The organism is Sphingomonas sp. P2_B6 (assembly GCF_056404755.1).
This window is the reverse complement of sequence record NZ_JBFUDK010000014.1, coordinates 111,247-131,199: the sequence shown is the minus strand read 5'-3', so window position 1 is coordinate 131,199 and position 19,953 is coordinate 111,247. Positions and strand designations below refer to the sequence as shown.

Genomic DNA, 19,953 nt, shown 5'->3' with positions numbered 1-19,953 from the left:
GGGCGGCGCCGGCTTGGCCTGCGGCGCGGCGGCGGCGGTCGCTGCAGCCGCGGTCGCCTTGTCGGGCTCGTTCGGCTTCACCGGCGAGGGGCGTGACTGCAGGCCAAGGCGATGCGCCTTGCCGATCACGGCGTTGCGGCTGACGCCACCCAGTTCTTCCGCAATCTGGCTGGCGGTCTGGCCAGCTTCCCACATCTTCCTCAGCGTATCGATTCGCTCGTCGGTCCAGGCCATCTTTATTCCTCAAATCGCATTGCCGGGTTGCGGGCGGCGGCGGCAGCTATTAGCGCGTCCGCAATGAGCAGCCAGCCCCCAATCGGCGAAATCCAGTCGGCGGTGATGAACGCCCCCGGCGTTCCCGTGATCAGAAACGTCAATTGGGGCGGTCTTCGAACGCTCTATATCAAGGAGGTGCGCCGTTTCTTCAAGGTGCAGCTTCAAACGGTATGGGCGCCGGCGATCACGACCCTGCTGTTTTTGATCATTTTCACCGTCGCGACCGGCGGAAAGCGCCCGGTTCATGTCGGCGGAGTCGATGTTCCCTTCGCCGATTTCATCGCGCCGGGGCTGATCGTGATGGGCATGCTGCAGAACAGCTTCGCCAATGCGAGCTTCTCGCTGCTGGTCGGCAAGATCCAGGGGACGATCGTCGACTACCTGATGCCGCCGCTGTCGACCGCCGAATTGCTGGTTGCGATGATCGGTGGCGCAGTAACCCGCGCCTTTTGCGTGGGGCTGACGGTGTGGCTGGCGATGGCGCTGTGGCCGGGCGTGCATGTCACGCCGAGCCATCCCATCGCGATCCTGTGGTTCGGGCTGCTCGGATCGGTATTCCTCGCGCTGATCGGCATCCTCACCTCGATCTGGGCGGAGAAGTTCGATCATGCCGCCGCAGTGCAGAATTTCTTCATCGCGCCGCTGACCCTGCTCTCCGGCACCTTCTATTCGGTCGATCACCTCGCGCCCGCATTCCGCGTGTTCAGCCATGTGAACCCGTTCTTCTATGTCATCTCGGGCTTTCGCTACGGCTTTCTCGGCACAGCCGATTCGCCGGTGATGCTGGGCAGCATCATCATCCTAGCGCTCGACGTGGCGCTCGCGATCCTCTGCTACCGCCTGCTGCGGAGCGGCTGGAAGCTCAAGAACTGATCGCCGCGCAATCCCGATAACTGACGTCACGTAGGTCGCGCGGCCGGCACTTTCCCGCAAGCATCGCCATGATCCGGTCGACCCGCTCCGCATTCTCATGTGGGTGACGTACCGGATCTAGGGCGTTTGGCGCCATCAGCATCGCGACCAACGCCAGATACTGTCGATCGCTCAACGCGCCGTCGGTCTGATGGAAAGTGCTTGGGTAGAAAGTGCGGGCCGCATCGGCAAAGCCGATCACCGGGCGGCCGTGAACGCTGCCGAAACTTGCCTTGTTCAGGAATATCTCGAGTTGGTCGCGCTTGCTCACCGTCGGATCGAACACGAAGCGGGCGATGAGGCTCTGCTCGATCTTGGCGAAGCCCGGCTTGAAGCCGCCGTCGAAGTAGAGGCGCTTGATCAGCGATTGGGTCATCGTCGTCGCGCCCTGGCCAGGCGTCGAGAAATCGAAGCCGCGATGGTGGAAGAAGCCTGGGTCCTCCACTCGCAACAGCATCGTCAGGCGGCGCTTGCCGATATCACCGAGTTTCACCTCTCGCTGCGCATTCTCGGCGATGATCGCCGGGGTGCGAGCATTGGCGCGGATCAGCGCATATCCCTCGAATGCGACAAAGAGCAGGATCGCCGCAGCCAGTACGCCGGTGGTGAGCCCAAGTGCCCGCCTCATTGTCGCTCCGTTATACCCAGCCCTCGAGCACCTGGTCGGGCGGCCGGTGGCCGTCGGCCCACATGCGGATATTGGCGATCACCTTCTCGCCCATCGCCATGCGGCCCTCATAGGTGGCGGAACCCATATGCGGGATCAGCATGACATTGGGCAGTGCCAGCATGCGCGGATCGATCTCCGGCTCGAACTTCCACACGTCGAGACCGGCACCGGCGAGCCGGCCATGCTCCAGCGCGTCGATCAGCGCGTCCTCGTCGACGATGCCGCCGCGCGCGGTATTCACGATGCAGGCGGTGGGCCGCATCAGGGCGAGCCGCCGCGCGTCGATCATGTTCTCGCTATCGGCATTGCGCGGCGTGTGGATCGTCAGGACATCGATCGCCGCGAGCATGCCATCGAGCGAATCGTGCCAGGTCGCGCCGAATTCCGCCTCGACCGCTTCGGGCAGGCGGTGGCGGTTGTGATAATGGATCGACAGGCCGAAGGCCTGGGCCCGCCTGGCGACCGCCCGGCCGATGCGGCCCATGCCGGCGATGCCCAGCGCCTTGCCGCCGATCCGGTGCCCCAGCATCCCGCTCGGCGCCCAACCCTTCCAATGGCCGTCGCGGACCAGCCGCTCGCCCTCGGCGAGGCGGCGCGGCACCGAGAGGATCAGTGCCATGGTGATGTCGGCGGTATCCTCGGTCAGCACGCCTGGTGTGTTGGTGACGACGATGCCGCGCGCGCGCGCCGCTTTCAGGTCGATATGATTCACGCCGGCGCCGAAATTGGCGATCAGCTTGAGCCGGTCGCCCGCGCCCTCGATCAGTGCCGCGTCGATCGTATCGGTCACGGTCGGCACGAAGACGTCGCAATCGGCCATCGCCTCGGCCAGCCGCACACGGTTCATCGGAACGTCGCCGCGGTTGTGCGTCGTGTCGAACAACTGCTCCATCCGCTCCATCACCAGATCGGCGAGTTCGCGGGTGACGATTACCTTCGGGTTCGGGACGCGTCTCGTTTCGGCCATGAGACTCGCTTGGCGAAGGCTTTTGTCTCCGTCAACGGTGGTTGAAGCGTGCGTGCCGAACGGGGTAAACGAAATCTCGTCAAGAGAAGGCCAGTTATGCGTTTCGGACCGACAATCGTGCTCGCAGCAGCCGCGGCAAGCGTCGCCGTAGCTGCCATTGCGCCTGCCCTCGCCGCGTCGGTGGAGAAGAAGACGCCCTATTTCGCCTCCGTCTCTGCCAGCAAGGCGCGGATGCGCACCGGTCCGGGCAAGACCTATCCGGCCAGCTGGCTCTATCAGCGCGCCGACCTGCCGGTGAAGGTGATCGACCGCTATGATCGCGGCGCCTGGGTGAAGATCGAGGATCCGAGCGGTACTCAGGGCTGGATGATGGGCACGCTGATCAGCGATACCCGCACCGGGCTGGTGACGGGCACCATCGCCGAATTGCGCGACACGCCGCGCTATGGCGGCCGGGTGGTGTGGCGGGCCGAGCCGGGCGTGGTCGGCCGGGTCAGCAAATGCGCGCGGGGCTGGTGCTATTTCGACGTGCGCGGGCAGGGTGGCTATGTCGAGGCGAACCATCTCTGGGGCGTGACGCCCGACGAGACGCTGGGCTGAATCGGACCATGCGGATCGTTCGCGACGACCTGACTCATCCGGACGTCATCGCCCTGCTCGAATTCCATCTGCGCGCCGCCTTCGAGAATTCGCCGCCCGGAAGCGTCTTCGCGCTGGACCTGACCGGGTTGCGCGATCCGGCGGTCACCCTGTGGTCGGCCTGGGAGGGCGAGCATCTGCTCGGCCTCGGTGCGCTGAAGGCGCTCGATACCGATCATGGCGAGCTGAAGTCGATGCGGACCGCCCCCGCGCACCTGCGCAAGGGCGTGGCGGCGGCGATGCTCGACCATCTGATCGCGGAGGGCAGGGCGCGCGGTTACAAGTGGCTGAGCCTGGAGACCGGATCGAACGCGCCCTTCGCGCCGGCCAGGGCGTTGTACGAACGGGCGGGGTTCATGGCCTGCGGGCCGTTCGCGGATTATACCGATACGGATTTCAGCCGCTATTATCGGCTGGAGCTTTAGCGGCGCCGCGCGGCCGCGGATTCTCCAACAGGCGCTGTCGCCAGGAGACCCGACGATTTCCCTGTTTCGGGGCAGGGAACAGGGAATTATCAGGGAATTCTTTTTTTCTTTCGCCGTTCGGGGCCGGCTGATCATCAATATATCACTGAATAACAAGATGTTGATGAACGATTCCCTGTTCCGCGGTAACAGGGAAATCCGTCCCGGATCAGCGAATTTTCGGTTGAGACAGGGACCGCGCGTCGTCCAACACACGCAGGTCATGAGAAAAAGCGGACGGAACGCGGGCAAGTTTCGTCGAACGCCAGATCGCAGAAAGTCGCGCGATGTTGAATCGACGAGTGTCGGGAATATGCAGTCCGGCGTGACGGCGACTTCGGCTGTCTCGATCCACCTTCATCGCGGCTCCGGCCTAGTGYATCAACTCCACGGCCATCGCGGTGGCTTCGCCGCCGCCGATGCAGAGCGAAGCCATGCCGCGCTTGCCGCCGGCCGTCTGCAGGGCCGAAAGCAGGGTCGCGAGGACGCGTGCGCCCGAAGCGCCGATCGGGTGGCCGAGCGCGCAAGCGCCGCCATGAATGTTGAGGCGGTCATGACTGATGCCGAGGTCGCGCATCGCGATCATCGCCACGACGGCAAAGGCCTCGTTGACCTCGAACAGGTCGACCTCTTCCGCCGACCAGCCGGCCCTTTCCAGCGTCTTGCGCATCGCGAAGACCGGGGCGGTAGTGAACAGCGCCGGGGCATGAGCATGGGCGCCGTGCGCGACGATGCGGGCGATCGGGTCGAGGCCGAGCTTCTCCGCGATCGAGGCACGGGTCAGCACCAGGGCGGCCGCGCCGTCCGAGATCGAGGAAGCATTGGCGGCGGTGATCGTGCCATCCTTCGAGAAGGCGGGTTTGAGCGTCGGGATCTTCGAGGCGTCGCCCTTGGCCGGCTGCTCGTCGAGCGTGACCTGGGTCGGGCCCTTGCGACCGGCGATCTCGATCGGCACGATCTCCCGGTCGAACGCGCCCGACTGCTGCGCCTTCTGCGCGCGCTCGAGCGAGGCGATGGCGAAATCGTCCATCTGGGCGCGCGTGAACTGATATTCGGCGGCGCTATCCTCGGCGAAATTGCCCATCAGCTTGCCGGGCTCATAGGCATCCTCGAGGCCATCGAGATACATATGGTCCATCAGCCGGTCATGGCCGATGCGCGCCCCGCCGCGGTGCCGCATCGAGAGATAAGGCGCATTGGTCATGCTCTCCATGCCGCCCGCGACGATCAGGTCGGCGGAGCCCGCCGCCAGCGCGTCGGACGCCATGATCGCCGCCTGCATGCCCGATCCGCACATCTTGTTGACCGTCGTCGCCTCGATATGGTTCGGCAGGCCGGCCTTCAGCGCCGCCTGGCGCGCCGGTGCCTGGCCGAGGCCGGCGGACAGCACGCAGCCCATATAGATGCGCTCGATCGCCTCGCCCGAAAGCCCCGCACGCTCGACCGCGCCGCCGACCGCGGTCGCGCCCAGCTCGGTCGCAGTCGCGCCGGAGAGCGATCCCTGGAAGCTGCCCATCGGCGTGCGGGCATAGGACAGGATGACGATCGGATCGGCGGACATGCTTGAGCTCCGGTTGGGAGGGGTGGCCGCGATCTAGGCGCCTGGGCGATCGAATACAAACCGCCGTGAGGCAGCCCGGCACTGCAGTTTTGCAGGGCGGCGGTTACGGTGTTCGACAAAGTTTAGCGCCTTCCCCGGCGAAGGCCGGGGTCCAGTTGGGAGACGATGATGATGGCCGTCTCGCGCTGCTACATCCACCTTTTCACCTGGACCCGGCCTGCGCCGGGGAAGGACAAGGTTTTAGCGCCAAAGTGCCCGCGTCAGTCCTTGAAGAAGCGCTCGATCACATTCTGCGCGATGCGTGCCGGACGCAGCGTCTCGGCATCGATGCAGCACCAGCTCGACTTGACCTCGGCGAGCACTTCCTCGCCGCGCTTGATCACCGTCTCGTAAAAGGCGCGCGCGCCGTGCACCTTTTCGAGCAGAACGGTGGCGATGACGTCGTCGTCGAGAAAGGTCGGCCGGCGATAAGTGATCTCATGCTTGAGCGCGACCCAGAGATGCGCGGCGACGGCATCGGCAGGCGCGAAACGCTGCCAATGGTTGATCACGGCTTCCTGAACCCATTTCAGATAGCTCGCATTGTTCACATGCCCCATGAAATCGATGTCGGCGGCATCGATCGCGATGGCATAGCTATGCGAGGCATATTGGGGGTCGGGCATGGGCTTACCTTATCGTAAACGGCAAGTTTTGGCGAGAGCGAAGCAGAAGGATTCGTCGTAAAGATTCGACGTACCAACTTGGGCATGACGCGGGAGGCGCGGGCGGGTATCGCCGAACGATGGAAGATACGCTCACCACCGCGCTCAAATGGTTCGCTTCGGGCAGCGGGATGATCGCCGCGGCCATGGTCTCGCTGGATCTGGGGCGGAAAGTGACTGGCTGGGGGTTCGTCCTGTTCCTCGCCTCGTCGATTGCGTGGATTTCCGGATCGGTGCTGACCAAGGACTTCGCGCTCGGCACGCAGAATGTCGTGTTGTTCGGGATCAACATGGTCGGCGTGTATCGGTACCTGATCCGCAAGAAACCCAATGGCTGAGCCCTGGCTGTGGCCGGTCGCGCTCGGGGTGCTGGGCGCAGTGATCGGCAGCTTCCTCGCCACGATTGTGATTCGCTGGCCACAGGACCGGTCAGTGCTGAAAGGGCGCTCGCATTGCGACGGGTGCGACGCGGTGCTGGGGCCGCGCGACCTGATTCCGCTGGTCAGCGCCGCGCTGGCGCGGGGGCGGTGCCGGCATTGCGGCGCGCGGATCGATGCGCTGCACTGGCAGATCGAGCTCGCCGCGCTCGGCATCGGCGTGATGGCCGGGCTGGTCGTGCCGGGGCCTGTCGCCTTGGCCGGAGCGGTGTTCGGCTGGCTGTTGCTGACGCTGGCGGCGCTGGACGTGACCGATTTCTGGTTGCCCGATCGGTTGACCCTCACATTGGCGCTGGCCGGGCTGGCGGCGGGAGTCGCCGGGGTCGAGCCGGTGCTGACCGAACGGCTGATCGGTGGGGTTGCGGGGTTCGGATCGTTGTGGCTGATCGGCTTTTCCTACAAGCGGCTCCGCGGCCGGGAGGGGCTGGGCGGGGGCGATCCCAAGCTGCTCGGTGCGATCGGATTGTGGCTCGGCTGGCGCATGTTGCCGGCGGTGTTGCTGCTCGCGGCGCTGACCGGGCTTGCCTTTGTGCTCGTCGGGATGGTGCGCGGGCGGGCAGCGAAACTCGACGACCGGATGCCGTTCGGCGCACTGCTTGCGATCGCCGCTTACCCGGCATGGCTGTTCCTGTTAGGATCGGCGGGATGAGGTTTTTCGCGATCCTGCCGCTGTTGCTCGCCGGCGCCGCTTCCGCCCAGACTCCGCCGCCGGCCGCGATCGACGGCTTGCCGATCGGTGCGATCCCGACTCAGGCCATGCCCAAGGCCGGCTGCGCCGCCTTCCTGTGGACTGCGACCGGCAGCCGCGCGCTGGTCGCGATGGCGGGCGCCGATCCGGCGCAGCTCCGCCTGTCGATCGGCGGCACGGTGACTGATCTGCCGCGCGCCGAGCAGCATGACCCCGGCGGTTTCGGTTTTGCCGGTACGACTCAGTATCAGGCCGGCGACGTGACCGCGGTGCTGACCATGTCGATCGTGACGCGCGGCGATTTGAAGGACGGCGCCTCGGTGCCGGAGGCGACGCTGAGGATCGACCGGACGGGACAGGATGGTGTCGTGGTGCCGGTTGCGGGTCTGATCGGCTGCGCTGCATGAACGCCACGCCGCAGGGCGGGCAGGGGAGAGAGACGATGGCGACGATGCAGGAAATCCTCACGCAGCAGCGCGCGGCGTTCATGGCCGAGTTGCCGGTGTCGATCGCCGTCCGCAAGGACCGGCTGAAGCGCGCCGCGGCAATGATCAGCGACAATGCCGCGAAGTTCTGCGACGCGCTGAGCGAGGATTTCGGCCATCGCAGCCGCGAGCAATCGATGCTGACCGACATCGCCAGTTCGATCGCGCCAATCAACCATGCGCTCAAATCGGTTGAGAAATGGGCGCGCCCGGAAAAGCGCCCGGTGCTGTTCCCGCTTGGCCTGCTCGGCGCGAAAGCGTGGATCGAATATCAGCCCAAGGGCGTGGTCGGGGTGATCGCGCCGTGGAATTTCCCGGTCAATCTCGTCATGTCGCCGCTCGCCGGGGTGCTCGCGGCGGGCAACCGGGCGATGGTGAAGACGAGCGAATATACCCCGCGCGTCGCCGAGCTGTTCGAGGAAGTGGTGGGCGATTATTTCGCGGCTGACGAACTCGCCTTCGTGTCGGGCGGGCCGGATGTCGGCAAGGCGTTTGCGGAACTCCCGTTCGATCACCTGATCTTCACCGGCGCGACCGCAGTGGGCAAGCATATCCTCCATGCCGCGGCGGACAATCTGACGCCAGTGACGCTGGAACTAGGCGGCAAATCGCCGGTGATCATCGGCAAGTCGGCCGACCTCGCCAAGGCGACCGAGCGGGTGGCGCTGGGCAAGATGCTGAACGCCGGCCAGATCTGCCTCGCGCCGGATTACATGCTGGTCGAGGCAGCACAGGAGGCTGAGGTAGTGCGCGGGCTGAAGGCCTCGGCCTCGGCGATGTATCCGACTCTGCTCGCCAATCCGGATTATACCTCGGTGATCAACGACCGGCATTTTGCGCGGCTCGAGGGGTTGCTCGACGATGCGCGGGCGAAGGGCGCGAAGGTCGAGGCGATCAACCCGGCGAACGAGGATTTCGGCGCCTCCAATGCGCGGAAGATGCCGCTGCACATCGTGACCGACGTGACCGACGACATGGCGGTGATGCAGGAGGAGATTTTCGGACCGATCCTGCCGGTGCGCCGCTATGACGGGATCGGCGACGCGATCGCCCAGGTGAATCGTCGCGACCGGCCGCTCGGTCTCTATTATTTCGGCAGCGACGAGGCGGAGCGGCGGCAGGTGCTCGACCGCACGATCGCGGGCGGCGTGACGCTCGACGACGTGATCTTCCATATCAGCATGGAGGATCTGCCGTTCGGCGGGGTCGGGCCATCGGGCATGGGCGCCTATCACGGGCTCGATGGATTCCGGACGTTCAGCCACGCCAAGAGCGTCTACAAGCAGGTGAAGCTCGACGTGGCGAAGATCGCCGGGCTCAAGCCGCCTTATGGCAAGGCGACGATGAAGGCGGTCGCGCGGCAGATGAAGGGGTAGGGCCTCACAGCGCGGCGCGCCGACCTTCCAGCCACAGCCGCTCGGCGCGTTCCGGACCCAGCTTCAGGGCCGCGTCATAAGCCTCTCGCGCCGCGTCGGTCAGCCCGAGCTTCGCAAGCAGATCGGCGCGCACCGCGTGATAGGGCAGGAAATCCGCCAGCCCCGGCGCGTCCAGCGCATCGACTTCCTCCAGCGCGGTTTCCGGCCCGGCGATCTCGGCAAGCGCCACGGCGCGGTTGAGCCGGGTGATCGCATCGTCGCGCAGGGCGAGCAGCGCGTCGTAGAGGACGAGCACTGATCGCCACGGCGCCCGCTGGTCCAGCGACAGCCGCGCGCACCATTCCGCATGGATCAGCGCCTGCAGGGTACGCCTGCCCGGTGGCCCGGCGGAAAGCGCGCGGGCGAGATAGGGTCGTGCCTCGGCGATCAGCGCCTTGTCCCATGCCGCCGGATCCTGCCGGTCGAGCGGTACCATCGTTCCAGCGGCGTCCACCCGCGCCGGCCGGCGCGCCTCGGCGAAGCGGACCGTCGCCGCCAGCGCCAGCACCTCGGGCTCGTTCGGCGCCAGCGCGGCGAGCGTGGCGGTGATGCCCAGCATCTCCTGCGCATAGCCCGCGTGGCGGCCGCTGCCGCCGCCATCCTCATGTGCCTTGGCATAAGCGATCTCGATCGTGCTCAGCACTGCGTCGAGCCGGTCCGGCCACGCATCGGGACCGGGCACCTCGAAGGGTACGCCAGCGCCGGCGATCTTGTTCTTCGCGCGCACCAGCCGCTGCGCCAAGGTCGATTCGGGCAGGAGGAAGGCGCGGGCGATCTCGGGCGTCGACAGGCCGCAGACCAGCTTGAGCGTCAGGGCCGCGCGCGCCTCGGGGTGGATCGCCGGATGGCAGCAGACGAAGATCAGCTTGAGCCGCTCGTCCGGGATCAGCCTGGTGTCGGCCATCATGTCCTCCTCCGGGCTGGGCGGCGGTTCGGGATCGGGCAGCGTGGCGCCCGATCGCACCGCGCGCCGCCGCACCATATCGAGCGCGGCGCGCTCGGCGACGCGGTAGAGCCATGCGGCCGGATCGCGCGGAGTCTCGGTCGCCCAGGCCGTCACCGCCCGGGCGCAGGCCTCGGCAAAGGCTTCCTCGGCGATATCGAGATCGCGGAACCGGGCCGCGAGCGCGGCGCGAACGCGCGCGCCGTGATCGCGCGCGGCCCGGTCCAGCGCCCTGGTCAATCGCTCCCGCCGAGCACCGGCCGGATCTCGATCGACCCGTCCGTATAGACCGGGAGTTTCTTCGCCATCGCGATCGCTGCATCCAGATCGGGCGCGTCGACGATGTAGAAGCCGCCGAGTTGCTCCTTGGTCTCGGCGAAGGGGCCGTCATGGATGGTCTGCGTGCCCGAGCGGGTGACCACGGTGGTCGCCATGCTGGTCGGCATCAGGCCGGCGCCACCCTTGCGCCGCGCCCCGAGCTCGGTGCCGAACGCCATGTGACGCTGCATGATCTCCGTCATGGCCGGGTTGTCACGCTCGTCGCCGTAAACCGTCTCGTCCTCATAGACCAGGAGTATGTACTGCATCGGTTTGTCCTCCATCAGCGATCGCGGCCTGCGATCGTATAGCGGAGACGGGCGACGGGCAGCGGATTCGACAGCGTCCGGAAATTTATTTTGCGCCGCCGTCGTCCGGGAAGCGCCGGCCGACATGGACTTCGCCGCGCGCCTCGGCGAGGCGTTCCTGGCGGTGGCGTTCGGCATAGCTCGCGCGCTGTTCGTCGTTGCGGGAATCGTGGCAGGCGGGGCAGCTGACGCCCTCGACATAAAGCGGGGAAGCCTGGTCCTCCGGGCTCACCGGCATGCGGCAGGCGTGGCAGAGCGCGTGCGTGCCGAGCTCCAACCCGTGCTTCACCGCGACGCGCTGGTCGAACACGAAACATTCCCCTTCCCAGCGGCTCTGCTCGGCCGGCACCTCTTCGAGATATTTCAGGATCCCGCCTTCGAGGTGATAGACCTCCTCGAGTCCCTCCGCCTTGAGAAAGGCAGTGGCCTTTTCGCAGCGGATGCCGCCGGTGCAGAACATCGCGATCTTCGGCGCGGCGACAAACTCGTCGCGATGCGCGCGGAACCAGGCCGGGAAATCGCGAAAGCTGTGAGTCTTCGGGTCGATCGCGCCGGAGAAGGTGCCGATCGCGACCTCATAGTCGTTGCGGGTATCGATCAGGATCGTGCCGGGCGCCTCGATCAGCGCGTTCCATTCTGCCGGCGGGACATAATGGCCCACCTCCTCAAGCGGATCGATATCGGGCTCGCCCATCGTCACGATCTCGCGCTTGAGGCGCACTTTCATGCGGTGGAACGGCATCTTCTCCGCATGGCTGTCCTTCACCTCGATATCCGCGCAGCCGGGCAGGGCGCGGATATGGTCGAGCACGCGCTCGATCGCGTCGGGCGCGCCGGCGATGGTGCCGTTGATGCCTTCCTTCGCGAGCAGGATCGTGCCCTTGATCCCGTTCTCGTCGCACAGGCGCGCGAGTGGATCGCGCAGCGCGGCCGGGTCCGGAAAGCGGGCGAAACGATATAGGGCGGTAACGCGAAGAGGGGCCATGCCGGCTCCGCTAGAGTATCCCGGCCCCTTACGTCAAAAATGGCGAGTCCCTATTGCGCGCGACCGGCACGCTCACCACTCTCGCGCTCCCGGGAGAATGTTCATGACGAAGGATAGTGCATGGAGGATGATCTCCCCGAGGGCGGCCGTGACCGCACGCTGAATCGACTGGTGGCGATGACGGTGGTCATCCTCTCGGTGTTCATGGCGGTGGCGAACATCAAGGACGACAATCTGGTCCAGGCGATGCAGCTCGCGAAGAGCGACGCGATCGATACCTGGTCGGAATATCAGGCAACGAAGACCAAGGCGCATATCGTCGAGACGGCCAAGGCCGAGATCGCGGTGATCGCCGGAGCGGCGCCCTCCGTCGCGGCGCACACGGCCCTGGTCTCGATGGATGCCGAGGCAGCGAAATATGCCGCGGAGACGCCGCGGCTCAAGGCGAAGGCCGAAGCGGACGACGCGCAATATGATGCGCTCAACCTGCATGACGACCAGTTCGACATGTGCGACGCGCTCATCTCGATCGCGGTGTCGCTGGCGGCGGTCGCCGCGCTGGCCGAGACGCGGTGGCTGCTGGTCGCGGCCTGGGGCTTTGGCGGGTTCGGGTTGCTGATGGGCGTTGCCGGCTTCGCGGGCTGGGCGATCCACCCGAACGCGCTGGCGAGCTTTCTCAGCTGAGCGCGTTCCAGCGGTCGGCGAAGGTGGCGCGCTCGGCATCGGTCAGGTGCAGGCCGATCTTGCTCCGGCGCGTCAGCGCATCCTCGGGCGTACGCGCCCATTCGCGGGTCTTCATCCAGCGCGCCTCGATCTCGGTCAGGCCGCCGCCGAGATCCGCGCCCATGCCGGCTTCGTCGGTCACGCCGTCCAGCATCTCGGCCAGCATCGTGCCATAGGCATGCGCCATGCGCTCGGAGCGCGCTTCGCCGAGGAAAGGCCAGGTCGTGCGGACCTGCGCGAGGAACAGCGCGAAGTCGGGAATGGCGCCGCCCGGAAAGACACGTGCCCGTGTCGCCGGATGAACGGTCAGGCCGAGCGGCTTGGCCAGCTTGCCCATCGCTTCCTCGGCAAGGTGCCGCGCCGTGGTGATCTTGCCGCCGAACACGCTGAGCAGGGCAGGGCCTTCAGTGTCGAGCTCGAGCACATAGTCGCGCGTGACGGCCTTCGCTTCGCTGGCGCCGTCGTCATAGAGCGGCCGGACGCCGGACCAGGTCGATGTCACATCGGCGGGCGCGATCTGCTTCACGAAATGGGTATTGGCCGCGTCGCACAGATAGGCGATTTCCTCCGCGCTGATCGTCGCGTCCTCGGGACGGTCGACCGGGATGTCGGTCGTGCCGATCTCGGTGAAGTCGCCCTGATAGGGAATGGCGAAGACGATGCGGCGGTCGCGCAGCTGCAGGATATAGGCGTGCTCGCCCTCATAGAGTTTCGGCACGACGATATGGCTACCCTTGACCAGCCGCACACCGCTTTTCGCGCTGACGCCGAGATCGTCGAGCATGCGGTGGACCCAGGGCCCGGCCGCGTTGACGATCGCCCGCGCCTCGACAGCGCGACCATCCGACAAGGTCGCCCGCCAGACATTGCCGTGGCGCCGTGCCGAATCGAGCGCTACGCCGACGGCGATCTCCGCGCCATTGTCGGCCGCATCGGCCGCGTTGAGCACGGTGAGCCGGGCATCGTCGACGAACGCGTCGGAATAGACGAAGCCGTGATTGCCGCCCTTGAGCGGCGCCGAATAGGCGATGTCGCCGGCACGCAGGCCGCGCGAGCGGGGCAGGGACATCTTTCCGCCCAGCATGTCGTAGAGATAAAGGCCAAGCCGGATCATCCACCAGGGCCGCACCGAATTCTCCTGCGGCAGCACGAACAGCAGCGGTCGGATGATGTGCGGCGCGGCATGGATCAGCCGCTCGCGCTCGCGCAGCGCCTCGGCGACCAGCTTGAACTCGTAATATTCGAGATAACGCAGGCCGCCATGAATCAGCTTGGTCGACGCGGACGAGGTGTGCCCCGCCAGATCGTCGCGCTCGACCAGCAGCACCTTGAGGCCGAGCAGCGATGCCTCGCGCGCGATCGCGCAGCCGTTGATGCCGCCGCCGATGATGAGAAGGTCGTAAGTCATCCGCCGCTGTTACCACAGCCGCCGCCGCTGGATAGCCGCGGCGCCCGCTCAATATTCTATTCGGCCTTCTCGAAATGTCATATTGCGGGCGACCGCGCGCCCGGCGGGAACCGCGATCGGAAGAGTTCCGGCGCACGCCATTGACCACCCCCGAGTCGGCTTGTATAGGCGCCGCTGCTCCGACGGGACCGTACCTGTCGGGACAAGCTTGAACATTGCTGGATGCATTCCAGGGCCCGGGGGGTCGAAAGTCCACCCAGCGGTCCTTTTTGTATTCCCGAGCGTCATGGCTCCAGCAAAGTAACCACAGTCTAAGGTGAAGAGATTCATGCCGACGATCAACCAGCTGGTCCGCAAGGGCCGCGATCCGCAGAAGGCCAAGTCCAAGGTCCCTGCAATGGAGCAGAACCCGCAGAAGCGCGGCGTCTGCACCCGCGTCTATACGACGACTCCGAAGAAGCCGAACTCGGCTCTGCGCAAGGTTGCCAAGGTCCGCCTGACCAACCAGCGCGAAGTCATCAGCTACATCCCCGGCGAGGGGCACAACCTCCAGGAGCACTCCGTGGTGCTGATCCGTGGCGGGCGCGTTCGCGACCTTCCCGGCGTCCGCTATCACGTTCTCCGCGGCGTGCTCGATACGCAGGGTGTGAAGGATCGCCGCCAGTCGCGTTCCAAGTACGGCGCTAAGCGTCCGAAGTAAGCCGGTCGGCTCCACCCTGCGAAAGCCGGTGCTGGAGCTTCCGACCCCCAGGGCTGAAGTTTAGAAGGAAATTGAAATGGCACGTCGTCGTCGTCCCGAAAAGCGGGTCATCCTGCCTGATCCCCAGTATGGGGATGAGGTTCTCTCCAAGTTCATGAACAGCGTCATGCTGGACGGCAAGAAGTCCGTCGCCGAACTGATCGTCTATGGTGCTCTCGCAACCGTCGAGCAGCGCGCGAAGAAGGATCCGATCGGCGTGTTTCACGAGGCGCTCGCCAATGTGAAGCCGGGCATCGAAGTCCGTTCGCGCCGCGTTGGTGGTGCGACCTATCAGGTCCCCGTCGAAGTGCGCCCCGAGCGCGCCCAGGCGCTGGCCATCCGCTGGCTGATCTCCGCTGCGCGCGCGCGGTCGGAGAACACCATGTCGGCCCGCCTGTCGGGCGAGCTGATGGATGCCGCCAACAACCGCGGCAACGCGGTGAAGAAGCGCGAAGACACCCATCGTATGGCCGAAGCGAACCGCGCCTTCAGCCACTACCGCTGGTAATCTCCACTACCTATATGTCGAGAGGCCGGGAGTTCCCCGGCCTCCTACATCGCTAAGGAAAATCCGATCATGGCCCGCAGCCATCCGCTCGACATGTACCGCAACATCGGCATCATGGCGCACATCGACGCCGGCAAGACGACGACGACCGAGCGCATCCTCTATTACACCGGCAAGTCCTACAAGATCGGCGAGGTCCATGAGGGCACCGCCACGATGGACTGGATGGAGCAGGAGCAGGAGCGCGGGATCACGATCACGTCGGCCGCAACGACGTGCTTCTGGAACGATCACCGCWTCAACATCATCGACACCCCCGGMCACGTCGACTTCACCATYGAAGTCGAGCGTTCGCTGCGCGTGCTCGAYGGCGCGGTTGCATGCTTCGACGGCGTTGCCGGTGTCGAGCCGCAGTCCGAGACCGTGTGGCGTCAGGCCGAGAAGTATCACGTCCCGCGGATGTGCTTCATCAACAAGCTCGACCGCACCGGCGCGAACTTCAACATGTGCGTGCAGATGATCAAGGACCGCCTCGGCGCGCGTCCGGCCGTCCTCTATCTGCCGATCGGCCTCGAAGGCGACTTCAAGGGCCTGGTCGACCTGGTCGAGAACCGCGCGATCATCTGGCTCGAAGAGTCGCTCGGCGCGAAGTTCGAATATCAGGACATCCCGGCCGACCTGGCCGACCTGGCTGCAAACGCGCGTTCCGAGCTGATCGAGATGGCCGTCGAGCAGGACGACGACATCATGGAGCAGTATCTCGAGGGCAACGAGCCTGACGTCGCGACCTTGAAGAAGCTGATCCGCAAGGGCACGCTGAACTTCTCGTTCGTGCCGGTGCTCTGCGGCTCCGCGTTCAAGAACAAGGGCGTTCAGCCGCTGCTCGACGCAGTGGTCGACTATCTGCCGTCGCCGCTGGACATCAAGGACGTCGAGGGTCTGAAGCTCGACGGCGTGACGCCGGATACGCGTCCGCCGGCCGACGATGCCCCGTTCTCGGCGCTGGCGTTCAAGATCATGAACGATCCGTTCGTCGGTACGCTGACCTTTGCGCGCATCTATTCGGGCAAGCTCGACGCCGCTTCGATCGTCACCAACTCGGTGAAGGACAAGAAGGAAAAGGTTGGCCGCATGCTGCTGATGCATGCGAACAGCCGCGAGGACATCCAGGAAGCGTTCGCAGGCGACATCGTCGCTCTCGCGGGCCTGAAGGATACCACGACGGGTGACACGCTCTGCGCGCAGAACGCTCCGATCATCCTTGAGCGCATGGAATTCCCGGACCCCGTCATCGAGGTCGCGGTGGAGCCGAAGACGAAGGCCGACCAGGAGAAGATGGGCATCGCGCTCAATCGTCTCGCTCGCGAGGATCCTTCGTTCCGCGTCACGTCCGATGTCGAGAGCGGCCAGACCATCATCAAGGGCATGGGCGAGCTCCATCTCGAGATCCTGGTCGATCGCATGAAGCGCGAGTTCAAGGTCGAGGCAAATGTCGGCGCGCCGCAGGTGGCGTATCGCGAATATCTCGCGAAGCCGATCGAGATGAGCTACACCCACAAGAAGCAGTCGGGTGGTTCGGGTCAGTTCGCCGAGATCAAGATCAAGGTCATTCCTGGCGAGCGCGGTTCGGGCTTCGTCTTCTCCGACCAGATCAAGGGCGGTAACGTTCCGAAGGAATATATCCCGTCGGTCGAGAAGGGCATGCGCGAAACGGCCGAGACCGGATCGCTGATCGGCTTCCCGATCATCGATTTCGAGGTTCAGCTGATCGACGGCAAATATCATGACGTCGACTCGTCGGCGCTGGCGTTCGAAATCTGTGCCCGTGGCGCCATGCGCGAAGCGGCCCAGAAGTCGGGCATCAAGCTGCTCGAGCCGATCATGAAGGTCGAGGTCGTGACGCCGGAGGATTATCTCGGCGACGTGATCGGCGATCTGAACAGCCGTCGTGGCCAGATCCAGGGCACCGACAGCCGCGGCAACGCGACTGCGGTGGAGGCGATCGTCCCGCTGGCGAACATGTTCGGTTACGTGAACCAGCTCCGCTCGTTCAGCCAGGGCCGCGCGCAGTACACGATGCAGTTCTCGCATTACGACGAGGTTCCTGCCAACGTCGCCGAAGAAGTGAAGGCGAAGCTGGCATAATCTGAAATCAGTCGCTAAAGGGCCGCGTCCGCGCGGCTCCGCAGCGACCCCGGAATTTGAATAAGAAGAGGCGAAAATGGCAAAAGCAAAGTTTGAGCGGACGAAGCCGCATCTCAACATCGGCACGATCGGTCACGTCGACCATGGCAAGACGTCGCTGACGGCCGCGATCACCAAGGTGCTCGCCGAGACCGGCGGCGCCACCTTCACGAGCTACGCGAACATCGACAAGGCTCCCGAAGAGCGCGAGCGCGGCATCACCATCTCGACCGCACACGTCGAGTATGAGACGACCGCGCGCCACTATGCGCACGTCGATTGCCCGGGCCACGCCGATTATGTGAAGAACATGATCACCGGTGCCGCCCAGATGGACGGCGCGATCCTGGTCGTGTCGGCCACTGACGGCCCGATGCCGCAGACTCGCGAGCACATCCTGCTCGCGCGCCAGGTCGGCGTGCCGACGATGGTCGTGTTCATGAACAAGGTCGATCTGGTCGACGACGAGGAAATCCTCGAGCTGGTCGAGATGGAAATCCGCGAGCTGCTCTCGAAGTATGATTTCGACGGCGACAACATCCCGGTCATCCGTGGCTCGGCCGTGTGTGCGCTCGACGACAAGCAGCCCGAGATCGGCCATGACGCCGTGCTCAAGCTGATGCAGGCAGTCGACGAGTACCTCCCGCAGCCCGAGCGTCCGCTCGACAAGCCGTTCATGATGCCGATCGAGGACGTGTTCTCGATCTCGGGTCGCGGCACGGTCGTCACCGGCCGCGTCGAGACCGGCGTTGTGAAGGTCGGCGAGGAAGTCGAGATCGTCGGCATCCACCCGGCAGTCCGCAAGACCACCGTCACGGGCGTCGAAATGTTCCGCAAGCTGCTCGATCAGGGCCAGGCCGGCGACAACATCGGCGCGCTGATCCGCGGCGTCGGCCGTGAAGAGGTCGAGCGTGGCCAGGTTCTCTGCAAGCCGGGCTCGATCAAGCCGCACACCGACTTCCAGTCGGAAGTGTATGTGCTGTCGAAGGACGAGGGTGGCCGTCACACGCCATTCTTCGCCAACTATCGTCCGCAGTTCTACTTCCGTACCACGGACGTGACCGGCACCGTCGAGCTGCCCGAGGGCACCGAGATGGTCATGCCGGGCGACAACATCGCTCTGGGCGTCAAGCTCATTGCGCCGATCGCCATGGACGTCGGCCAGCGTTTCACCATCCGTGAGGGTGGCCGTACCGTTGGTTCGGGGATTGTCAGCGGCATCTCGAAGTAATATAGACGCGCCTCCGCCCGATTCGCCGCCTCTTCGGTGGCGAGTCGGGCGGTTGCTATTTCAGTGAACAATGGTTCGGTTGCTCTCGGGCAACCCGCTCTTTCGCATCGGTAGGGTTATGGAAACGCAGAATATTCGGATTCGTCTGAAGGCATTCGATCATCGTGTGCTCGATCAGGCCACCGGCGACATCGCCGACACGGCGCGCCGCACTGGCGCACTCATCCGCGGCCCCATCCCCCTCCCGACGCGCATCGAGAAGTTCACGGTGAACCGCGGACCGCACATCGACAAGAAGTCGCGTGAGCAGTTCGAGGTCCGTACCTACAAGCGGATGCTGGACATCGTTCAGCCGACCCCGCAGACGGTGGACGCGCTGATGAAGCTCGATCTCGCCGCGGGTGTAGACGTGGAGATCAAGCTGGCCTAAAGGCCGCGCTCCAAAAGAGATTCGGTTTCGCCACTGGCGAGATCAAATACAGGGATACCGCCCGGCTTGCCGGGGTCTGCGTCCCCCGTCACGTTCCCGCTCTCGCGGGAACACCAGCCCGGGACGGGGCACGCATTATATTTTGGGCTGACACGCCCGTCGGAAATCGTTCCGGCGGGCCTCTGTAATAGGAGCATTGATCATGCGCACTGGCGTGATCGCGAAGAAAATGGGGATGACCCGCTTGTTCCAGGACGATGGGCGCCATGTGCCCGTCACCGTCCTGGCACTGGAAAATCTGCAGGTAGTGGCCGTTCGCGAGGCCGACCGTGATGGTTATACCGCTGTCCAGCTTGGTGCTGGCACCGCCAAGGCGAAGAATGTCGCCAAGCCGCAGCGCGGCCACTTCGGCAAGGCCGAAGTCGAGCCTAAGGCGAAGGTTGCCGAATTCCGCGTCTCCGACGACGCCGTGCTCGAAGTGGGCGCCGAGATTTCGGCCGACCACTATGTCGCCGGCCAGATCGTCGACATCCAGGGCGTCACCCAGGGTAAGGGTTTCGCGGGCGGCATGAAGCGTTGGGGCTTCGGCGGTCTGCGCGCCACCCACGGCGTGTCCGTCTCGCACCGTTCGCTCGGTTCGACCGGTCAGCGCCAGGATCCGGGCAAGGTCTTCAAGAACAAGAAGATGGCCGGCCAGATGGGTGACAAGAACCGCACCCAGCAGAATCTCGAAATCGTATCGACCGACGTCGAGCGTGGCCTGATCTTCGTGAAGGGCTCCGTGCCCGGCTCGAAGGGCGGCTGGCTGCTCGTCAAGGACGCCGTCAAGGTCGCCCGTCACGCCGATGCGCCGTACCCGGCCGGCCTGAAGGCCGCCGCGAACAGCAACACCGCTCCCGCCGAGACGCCTGCAGAAGACGTCCAGGCCGTGGAAGCGACCGAAGGCCAGGAGGGCTGA

General features: G+C 65.2%; 23 protein-coding genes. 14 read left to right on the top strand and 9 right to left on the bottom strand.

The window, feature by feature from the left end:
* A partial coding sequence (locus AC1DX5_RS18640; protein ID WP_478016654.1) for a GcrA family cell cycle regulator occupies positions 1-234 on the bottom strand: 234 nt, incomplete at its 3' end.
* Positions 235-297: 63 nt separating this feature from the next.
* On the opposite strand from AC1DX5_RS18640, the gene AC1DX5_RS18635 reads away from it, so the two are divergent.
* On the top strand, positions 298-1,149 hold the full coding sequence (locus AC1DX5_RS18635; RefSeq protein ID WP_465176294.1) for an ABC transporter permease: 852 nt from the start codon (positions 298-300) through the stop codon (positions 1,147-1,149).
* Here the strand turns inward: AC1DX5_RS18635 and AC1DX5_RS18630 are convergent.
* Positions 1,139-1,816, bottom strand: a complete 678-nt coding sequence (locus AC1DX5_RS18630; protein ID WP_478016653.1) for a transglycosylase domain-containing protein — start codon at positions 1,814-1,816, stop codon at positions 1,139-1,141. The genes AC1DX5_RS18635 and AC1DX5_RS18630 overlap by 11 nt on opposite strands.
* 10 nt (positions 1,817-1,826) lie before the next feature.
* Entirely contained in the window at positions 1,827-2,825 is a 999-nt protein-coding gene (locus AC1DX5_RS18625; RefSeq protein ID WP_478016652.1) for a 2-hydroxyacid dehydrogenase, read from the bottom strand.
* Between the two features lie 96 nt (positions 2,826-2,921).
* On the opposite strand from AC1DX5_RS18625, the gene AC1DX5_RS18620 reads away from it, so the two are divergent.
* Entirely contained in the window at positions 2,922-3,425 is a 504-nt protein-coding gene (locus tag AC1DX5_RS18620) for an SH3 domain-containing protein (RefSeq protein ID WP_478016651.1), read from the top strand.
* 8 nt (positions 3,426-3,433) lie between these two features.
* Positions 3,434-3,889, top strand: coding sequence for a GNAT family N-acetyltransferase (locus AC1DX5_RS18615; protein WP_478016650.1), 456 nt, complete (start codon positions 3,434-3,436; stop codon positions 3,887-3,889).
* Positions 3,890-4,301: 412 nt separating this feature from the next.
* Here AC1DX5_RS18615 and AC1DX5_RS18610 read toward each other — a convergent pair whose 3' ends face one another.
* Together AC1DX5_RS18610 and AC1DX5_RS18605 are read right to left on the bottom strand one after the other, a co-directional pair.
* Positions 4,302-5,489, bottom strand: a complete 1,188-nt coding sequence (locus AC1DX5_RS18610; protein WP_478016649.1) for an acetyl-CoA C-acyltransferase — start codon at positions 5,487-5,489, stop codon at positions 4,302-4,304.
* Between the two features lie 260 nt (positions 5,490-5,749).
* Entirely contained in the window at positions 5,750-6,154 is a 405-nt protein-coding gene (locus AC1DX5_RS18605) for an acyl-CoA thioesterase (protein ID WP_465172765.1), read from the bottom strand.
* A gap of 119 nt (positions 6,155-6,273) precedes the next feature.
* On the opposite strand from AC1DX5_RS18605, the gene AC1DX5_RS18600 reads away from it, so the two are divergent.
* From AC1DX5_RS18600 to AC1DX5_RS18585, 4 genes are read left to right on the top strand one after another with little or no spacing between them, the layout of a single operon-like run.
* The gene (locus AC1DX5_RS18600) at positions 6,274-6,531 is read left to right on the top strand and encodes a hypothetical protein (protein ID WP_465172766.1); all 258 of its coding nucleotides are present in this window, start codon (positions 6,274-6,276) and stop codon (positions 6,529-6,531) included.
* Positions 6,524-7,279: a prepilin peptidase gene (locus tag AC1DX5_RS18595; RefSeq protein WP_478016648.1), complete on the top strand. Its 756-nt coding sequence runs from the start codon at positions 6,524-6,526 to the stop codon at positions 7,277-7,279. Before AC1DX5_RS18600 ends, AC1DX5_RS18595 begins: the two co-directional genes overlap by 8 nt.
* On the top strand, positions 7,276-7,725 hold the full coding sequence (locus AC1DX5_RS18590; protein WP_478016647.1) for a hypothetical protein: 450 nt from the start codon (positions 7,276-7,278) through the stop codon (positions 7,723-7,725). Before AC1DX5_RS18595 ends, AC1DX5_RS18590 begins: the two co-directional genes overlap by 4 nt.
* Positions 7,722-9,179, top strand: coding sequence for a coniferyl aldehyde dehydrogenase (locus AC1DX5_RS18585; RefSeq protein ID WP_478016646.1), 1,458 nt, complete (start codon positions 7,722-7,724; stop codon positions 9,177-9,179). The genes AC1DX5_RS18590 and AC1DX5_RS18585 overlap by 4 nt, the downstream gene beginning before the upstream one ends.
* Before the next feature lie 4 nt (positions 9,180-9,183).
* On the opposite strand, the gene AC1DX5_RS18580 is transcribed toward AC1DX5_RS18585, so the two are convergent.
* The 3 genes from AC1DX5_RS18580 to trhO form a co-directional block, all read right to left on the bottom strand.
* A complete protein-coding gene (locus tag AC1DX5_RS18580) occupies positions 9,184-10,401 on the bottom strand; it encodes an RNA polymerase sigma factor (RefSeq protein ID WP_465176304.1) in 1,218 nt (405 codons plus the stop codon).
* Positions 10,398-10,748 carry a YciI family protein gene (locus AC1DX5_RS18575; RefSeq protein WP_465172771.1) on the bottom strand — a complete coding sequence of 117 codons (351 nt, stop codon included), beginning with the start codon at positions 10,746-10,748 and terminating at the stop codon, positions 10,398-10,400. The genes AC1DX5_RS18580 and AC1DX5_RS18575 overlap by 4 nt, the downstream gene beginning before the upstream one ends.
* 85 nt (positions 10,749-10,833) lie before the next feature.
* Positions 10,834-11,772 carry an oxygen-dependent tRNA uridine(34) hydroxylase TrhO gene (trhO, locus tag AC1DX5_RS18570; RefSeq protein ID WP_478016645.1) on the bottom strand — a complete coding sequence of 313 codons (939 nt, stop codon included), beginning with the start codon at positions 11,770-11,772 and terminating at the stop codon, positions 10,834-10,836.
* Positions 11,773-11,892: 120 nt separating this feature from the next.
* On the opposite strand from trhO, the gene AC1DX5_RS18565 reads away from it, so the two are divergent.
* Positions 11,893-12,456: a DUF4337 family protein gene (locus AC1DX5_RS18565; RefSeq protein WP_478016644.1), complete on the top strand. Its 564-nt coding sequence runs from the start codon at positions 11,893-11,895 to the stop codon at positions 12,454-12,456.
* Here AC1DX5_RS18565 and glpD read toward each other — a convergent pair.
* Positions 12,449-13,903: a glycerol-3-phosphate dehydrogenase gene (gene glpD, locus AC1DX5_RS18560; protein ID WP_478016643.1), complete on the bottom strand. Its 1,455-nt coding sequence runs from the start codon at positions 13,901-13,903 to the stop codon at positions 12,449-12,451. The genes AC1DX5_RS18565 and glpD overlap by 8 nt on opposite strands.
* A 328-nt stretch (positions 13,904-14,231) precedes the next feature.
* Here glpD and rpsL point away from each other — a divergent pair, with 328 nt between their 5' ends.
* The 6 genes from rpsL (at position 14,232) to rplC (ending at position 19,953) form a co-directional block, all read left to right on the top strand.
* On the top strand, positions 14,232-14,603 hold the full coding sequence (rpsL, locus tag AC1DX5_RS18555) for a 30S ribosomal protein S12 (protein ID WP_019516007.1): 372 nt from the start codon (positions 14,232-14,234) through the stop codon (positions 14,601-14,603).
* 76 nt (positions 14,604-14,679) lie between these two features.
* Entirely contained in the window at positions 14,680-15,150 is a 471-nt protein-coding gene (gene rpsG / locus AC1DX5_RS18550) for a 30S ribosomal protein S7 (RefSeq protein ID WP_272626145.1), read from the top strand.
* Positions 15,151-15,219: 69 nt separating this feature from the next.
* The gene (gene fusA, locus AC1DX5_RS18545) at positions 15,220-17,295 is read left to right on the top strand and encodes an elongation factor G (RefSeq protein ID WP_478016642.1); all 2,076 of its coding nucleotides are present in this window, start codon (positions 15,220-15,222) and stop codon (positions 17,293-17,295) included.
* Between the two features lie 76 nt (positions 17,296-17,371).
* Positions 17,372-18,565: an elongation factor Tu gene (tuf, locus tag AC1DX5_RS18540; RefSeq protein WP_343890830.1), complete on the top strand. Its 1,194-nt coding sequence runs from the start codon at positions 17,372-17,374 to the stop codon at positions 18,563-18,565.
* A 118-nt stretch (positions 18,566-18,683) separates the two neighbouring features.
* The gene (gene rpsJ / locus AC1DX5_RS18535) at positions 18,684-18,995 is read left to right on the top strand and encodes a 30S ribosomal protein S10 (RefSeq protein ID WP_034161642.1); all 312 of its coding nucleotides are present in this window, start codon (positions 18,684-18,686) and stop codon (positions 18,993-18,995) included.
* A gap of 202 nt (positions 18,996-19,197) precedes the next feature.
* Positions 19,198-19,953 carry a 50S ribosomal protein L3 gene (gene rplC / locus AC1DX5_RS18530; RefSeq protein WP_465172776.1) on the top strand — a complete coding sequence of 252 codons (756 nt, stop codon included), beginning with the start codon at positions 19,198-19,200 and terminating at the stop codon, positions 19,951-19,953.

Excerpts from the sequence above, each read along its gene's own strand:
- AC1DX5_RS18585 (WP_478016646.1), top strand. The coding sequence starts at position 7,722 with ATGAACGCCACGCCGCAGGGCGGGCAGGGGAGAGAGACGATGGCGACG.
- AC1DX5_RS18590 (WP_478016647.1), top strand. The coding sequence starts at position 7,276 with ATGAGGTTTTTCGCGATCCTGCCGCTGTTGCTCGCCGGCGCCGCTTCC.
- AC1DX5_RS18625 (WP_478016652.1), bottom strand. The coding sequence starts at position 2,825 with ATGGCCGAAACGAGACGCGTCCCGAACCCGAAGGTAATCGTCACCCGC.
- rplC (WP_465172776.1), top strand. The coding sequence starts at position 19,198 with ATGCGCACTGGCGTGATCGCGAAGAAAATGGGGATGACCCGCTTGTTC.
- AC1DX5_RS18565 (WP_478016644.1), top strand. The coding sequence starts at position 11,893 with ATGGAGGATGATCTCCCCGAGGGCGGCCGTGACCGCACGCTGAATCGA.
- AC1DX5_RS18620 (WP_478016651.1), top strand. The coding sequence starts at position 2,922 with ATGCGTTTCGGACCGACAATCGTGCTCGCAGCAGCCGCGGCAAGCGTC.
- rpsG (WP_272626145.1), top strand. The coding sequence starts at position 14,680 with ATGGCACGTCGTCGTCGTCCCGAAAAGCGGGTCATCCTGCCTGATCCC.
- AC1DX5_RS18600 (WP_465172766.1), top strand. The coding sequence starts at position 6,274 with ATGGAAGATACGCTCACCACCGCGCTCAAATGGTTCGCTTCGGGCAGC.
- AC1DX5_RS18575 (WP_465172771.1), bottom strand. The coding sequence starts at position 10,748 with ATGCAGTACATACTCCTGGTCTATGAGGACGAGACGGTTTACGGCGAC.
- AC1DX5_RS18630 (WP_478016653.1), bottom strand. The coding sequence starts at position 1,816 with ATGAGGCGGGCACTTGGGCTCACCACCGGCGTACTGGCTGCGGCGATC.
- AC1DX5_RS18595 (WP_478016648.1), top strand. The coding sequence starts at position 6,524 with ATGGCTGAGCCCTGGCTGTGGCCGGTCGCGCTCGGGGTGCTGGGCGCA.
- AC1DX5_RS18615 (WP_478016650.1), top strand. The coding sequence starts at position 3,434 with ATGCGGATCGTTCGCGACGACCTGACTCATCCGGACGTCATCGCCCTG.
- glpD (WP_478016643.1), bottom strand. The coding sequence starts at position 13,903 with ATGACTTACGACCTTCTCATCATCGGCGGCGGCATCAACGGCTGCGCG.
- rpsL (WP_019516007.1), top strand. The coding sequence starts at position 14,232 with ATGCCGACGATCAACCAGCTGGTCCGCAAGGGCCGCGATCCGCAGAAG.
- trhO (WP_478016645.1), bottom strand. The coding sequence starts at position 11,772 with ATGGCCCCTCTTCGCGTTACCGCCCTATATCGTTTCGCCCGCTTTCCG.
- rpsJ (WP_034161642.1), top strand. The coding sequence starts at position 18,684 with ATGGAAACGCAGAATATTCGGATTCGTCTGAAGGCATTCGATCATCGT.
- AC1DX5_RS18605 (WP_465172765.1), bottom strand. The coding sequence starts at position 6,154 with ATGCCCGACCCCCAATATGCCTCGCATAGCTATGCCATCGCGATCGAT.
- AC1DX5_RS18635 (WP_465176294.1), top strand. The coding sequence starts at position 298 with ATGAGCAGCCAGCCCCCAATCGGCGAAATCCAGTCGGCGGTGATGAAC.
- tuf (WP_343890830.1), top strand. The coding sequence starts at position 17,372 with ATGGCAAAAGCAAAGTTTGAGCGGACGAAGCCGCATCTCAACATCGGC.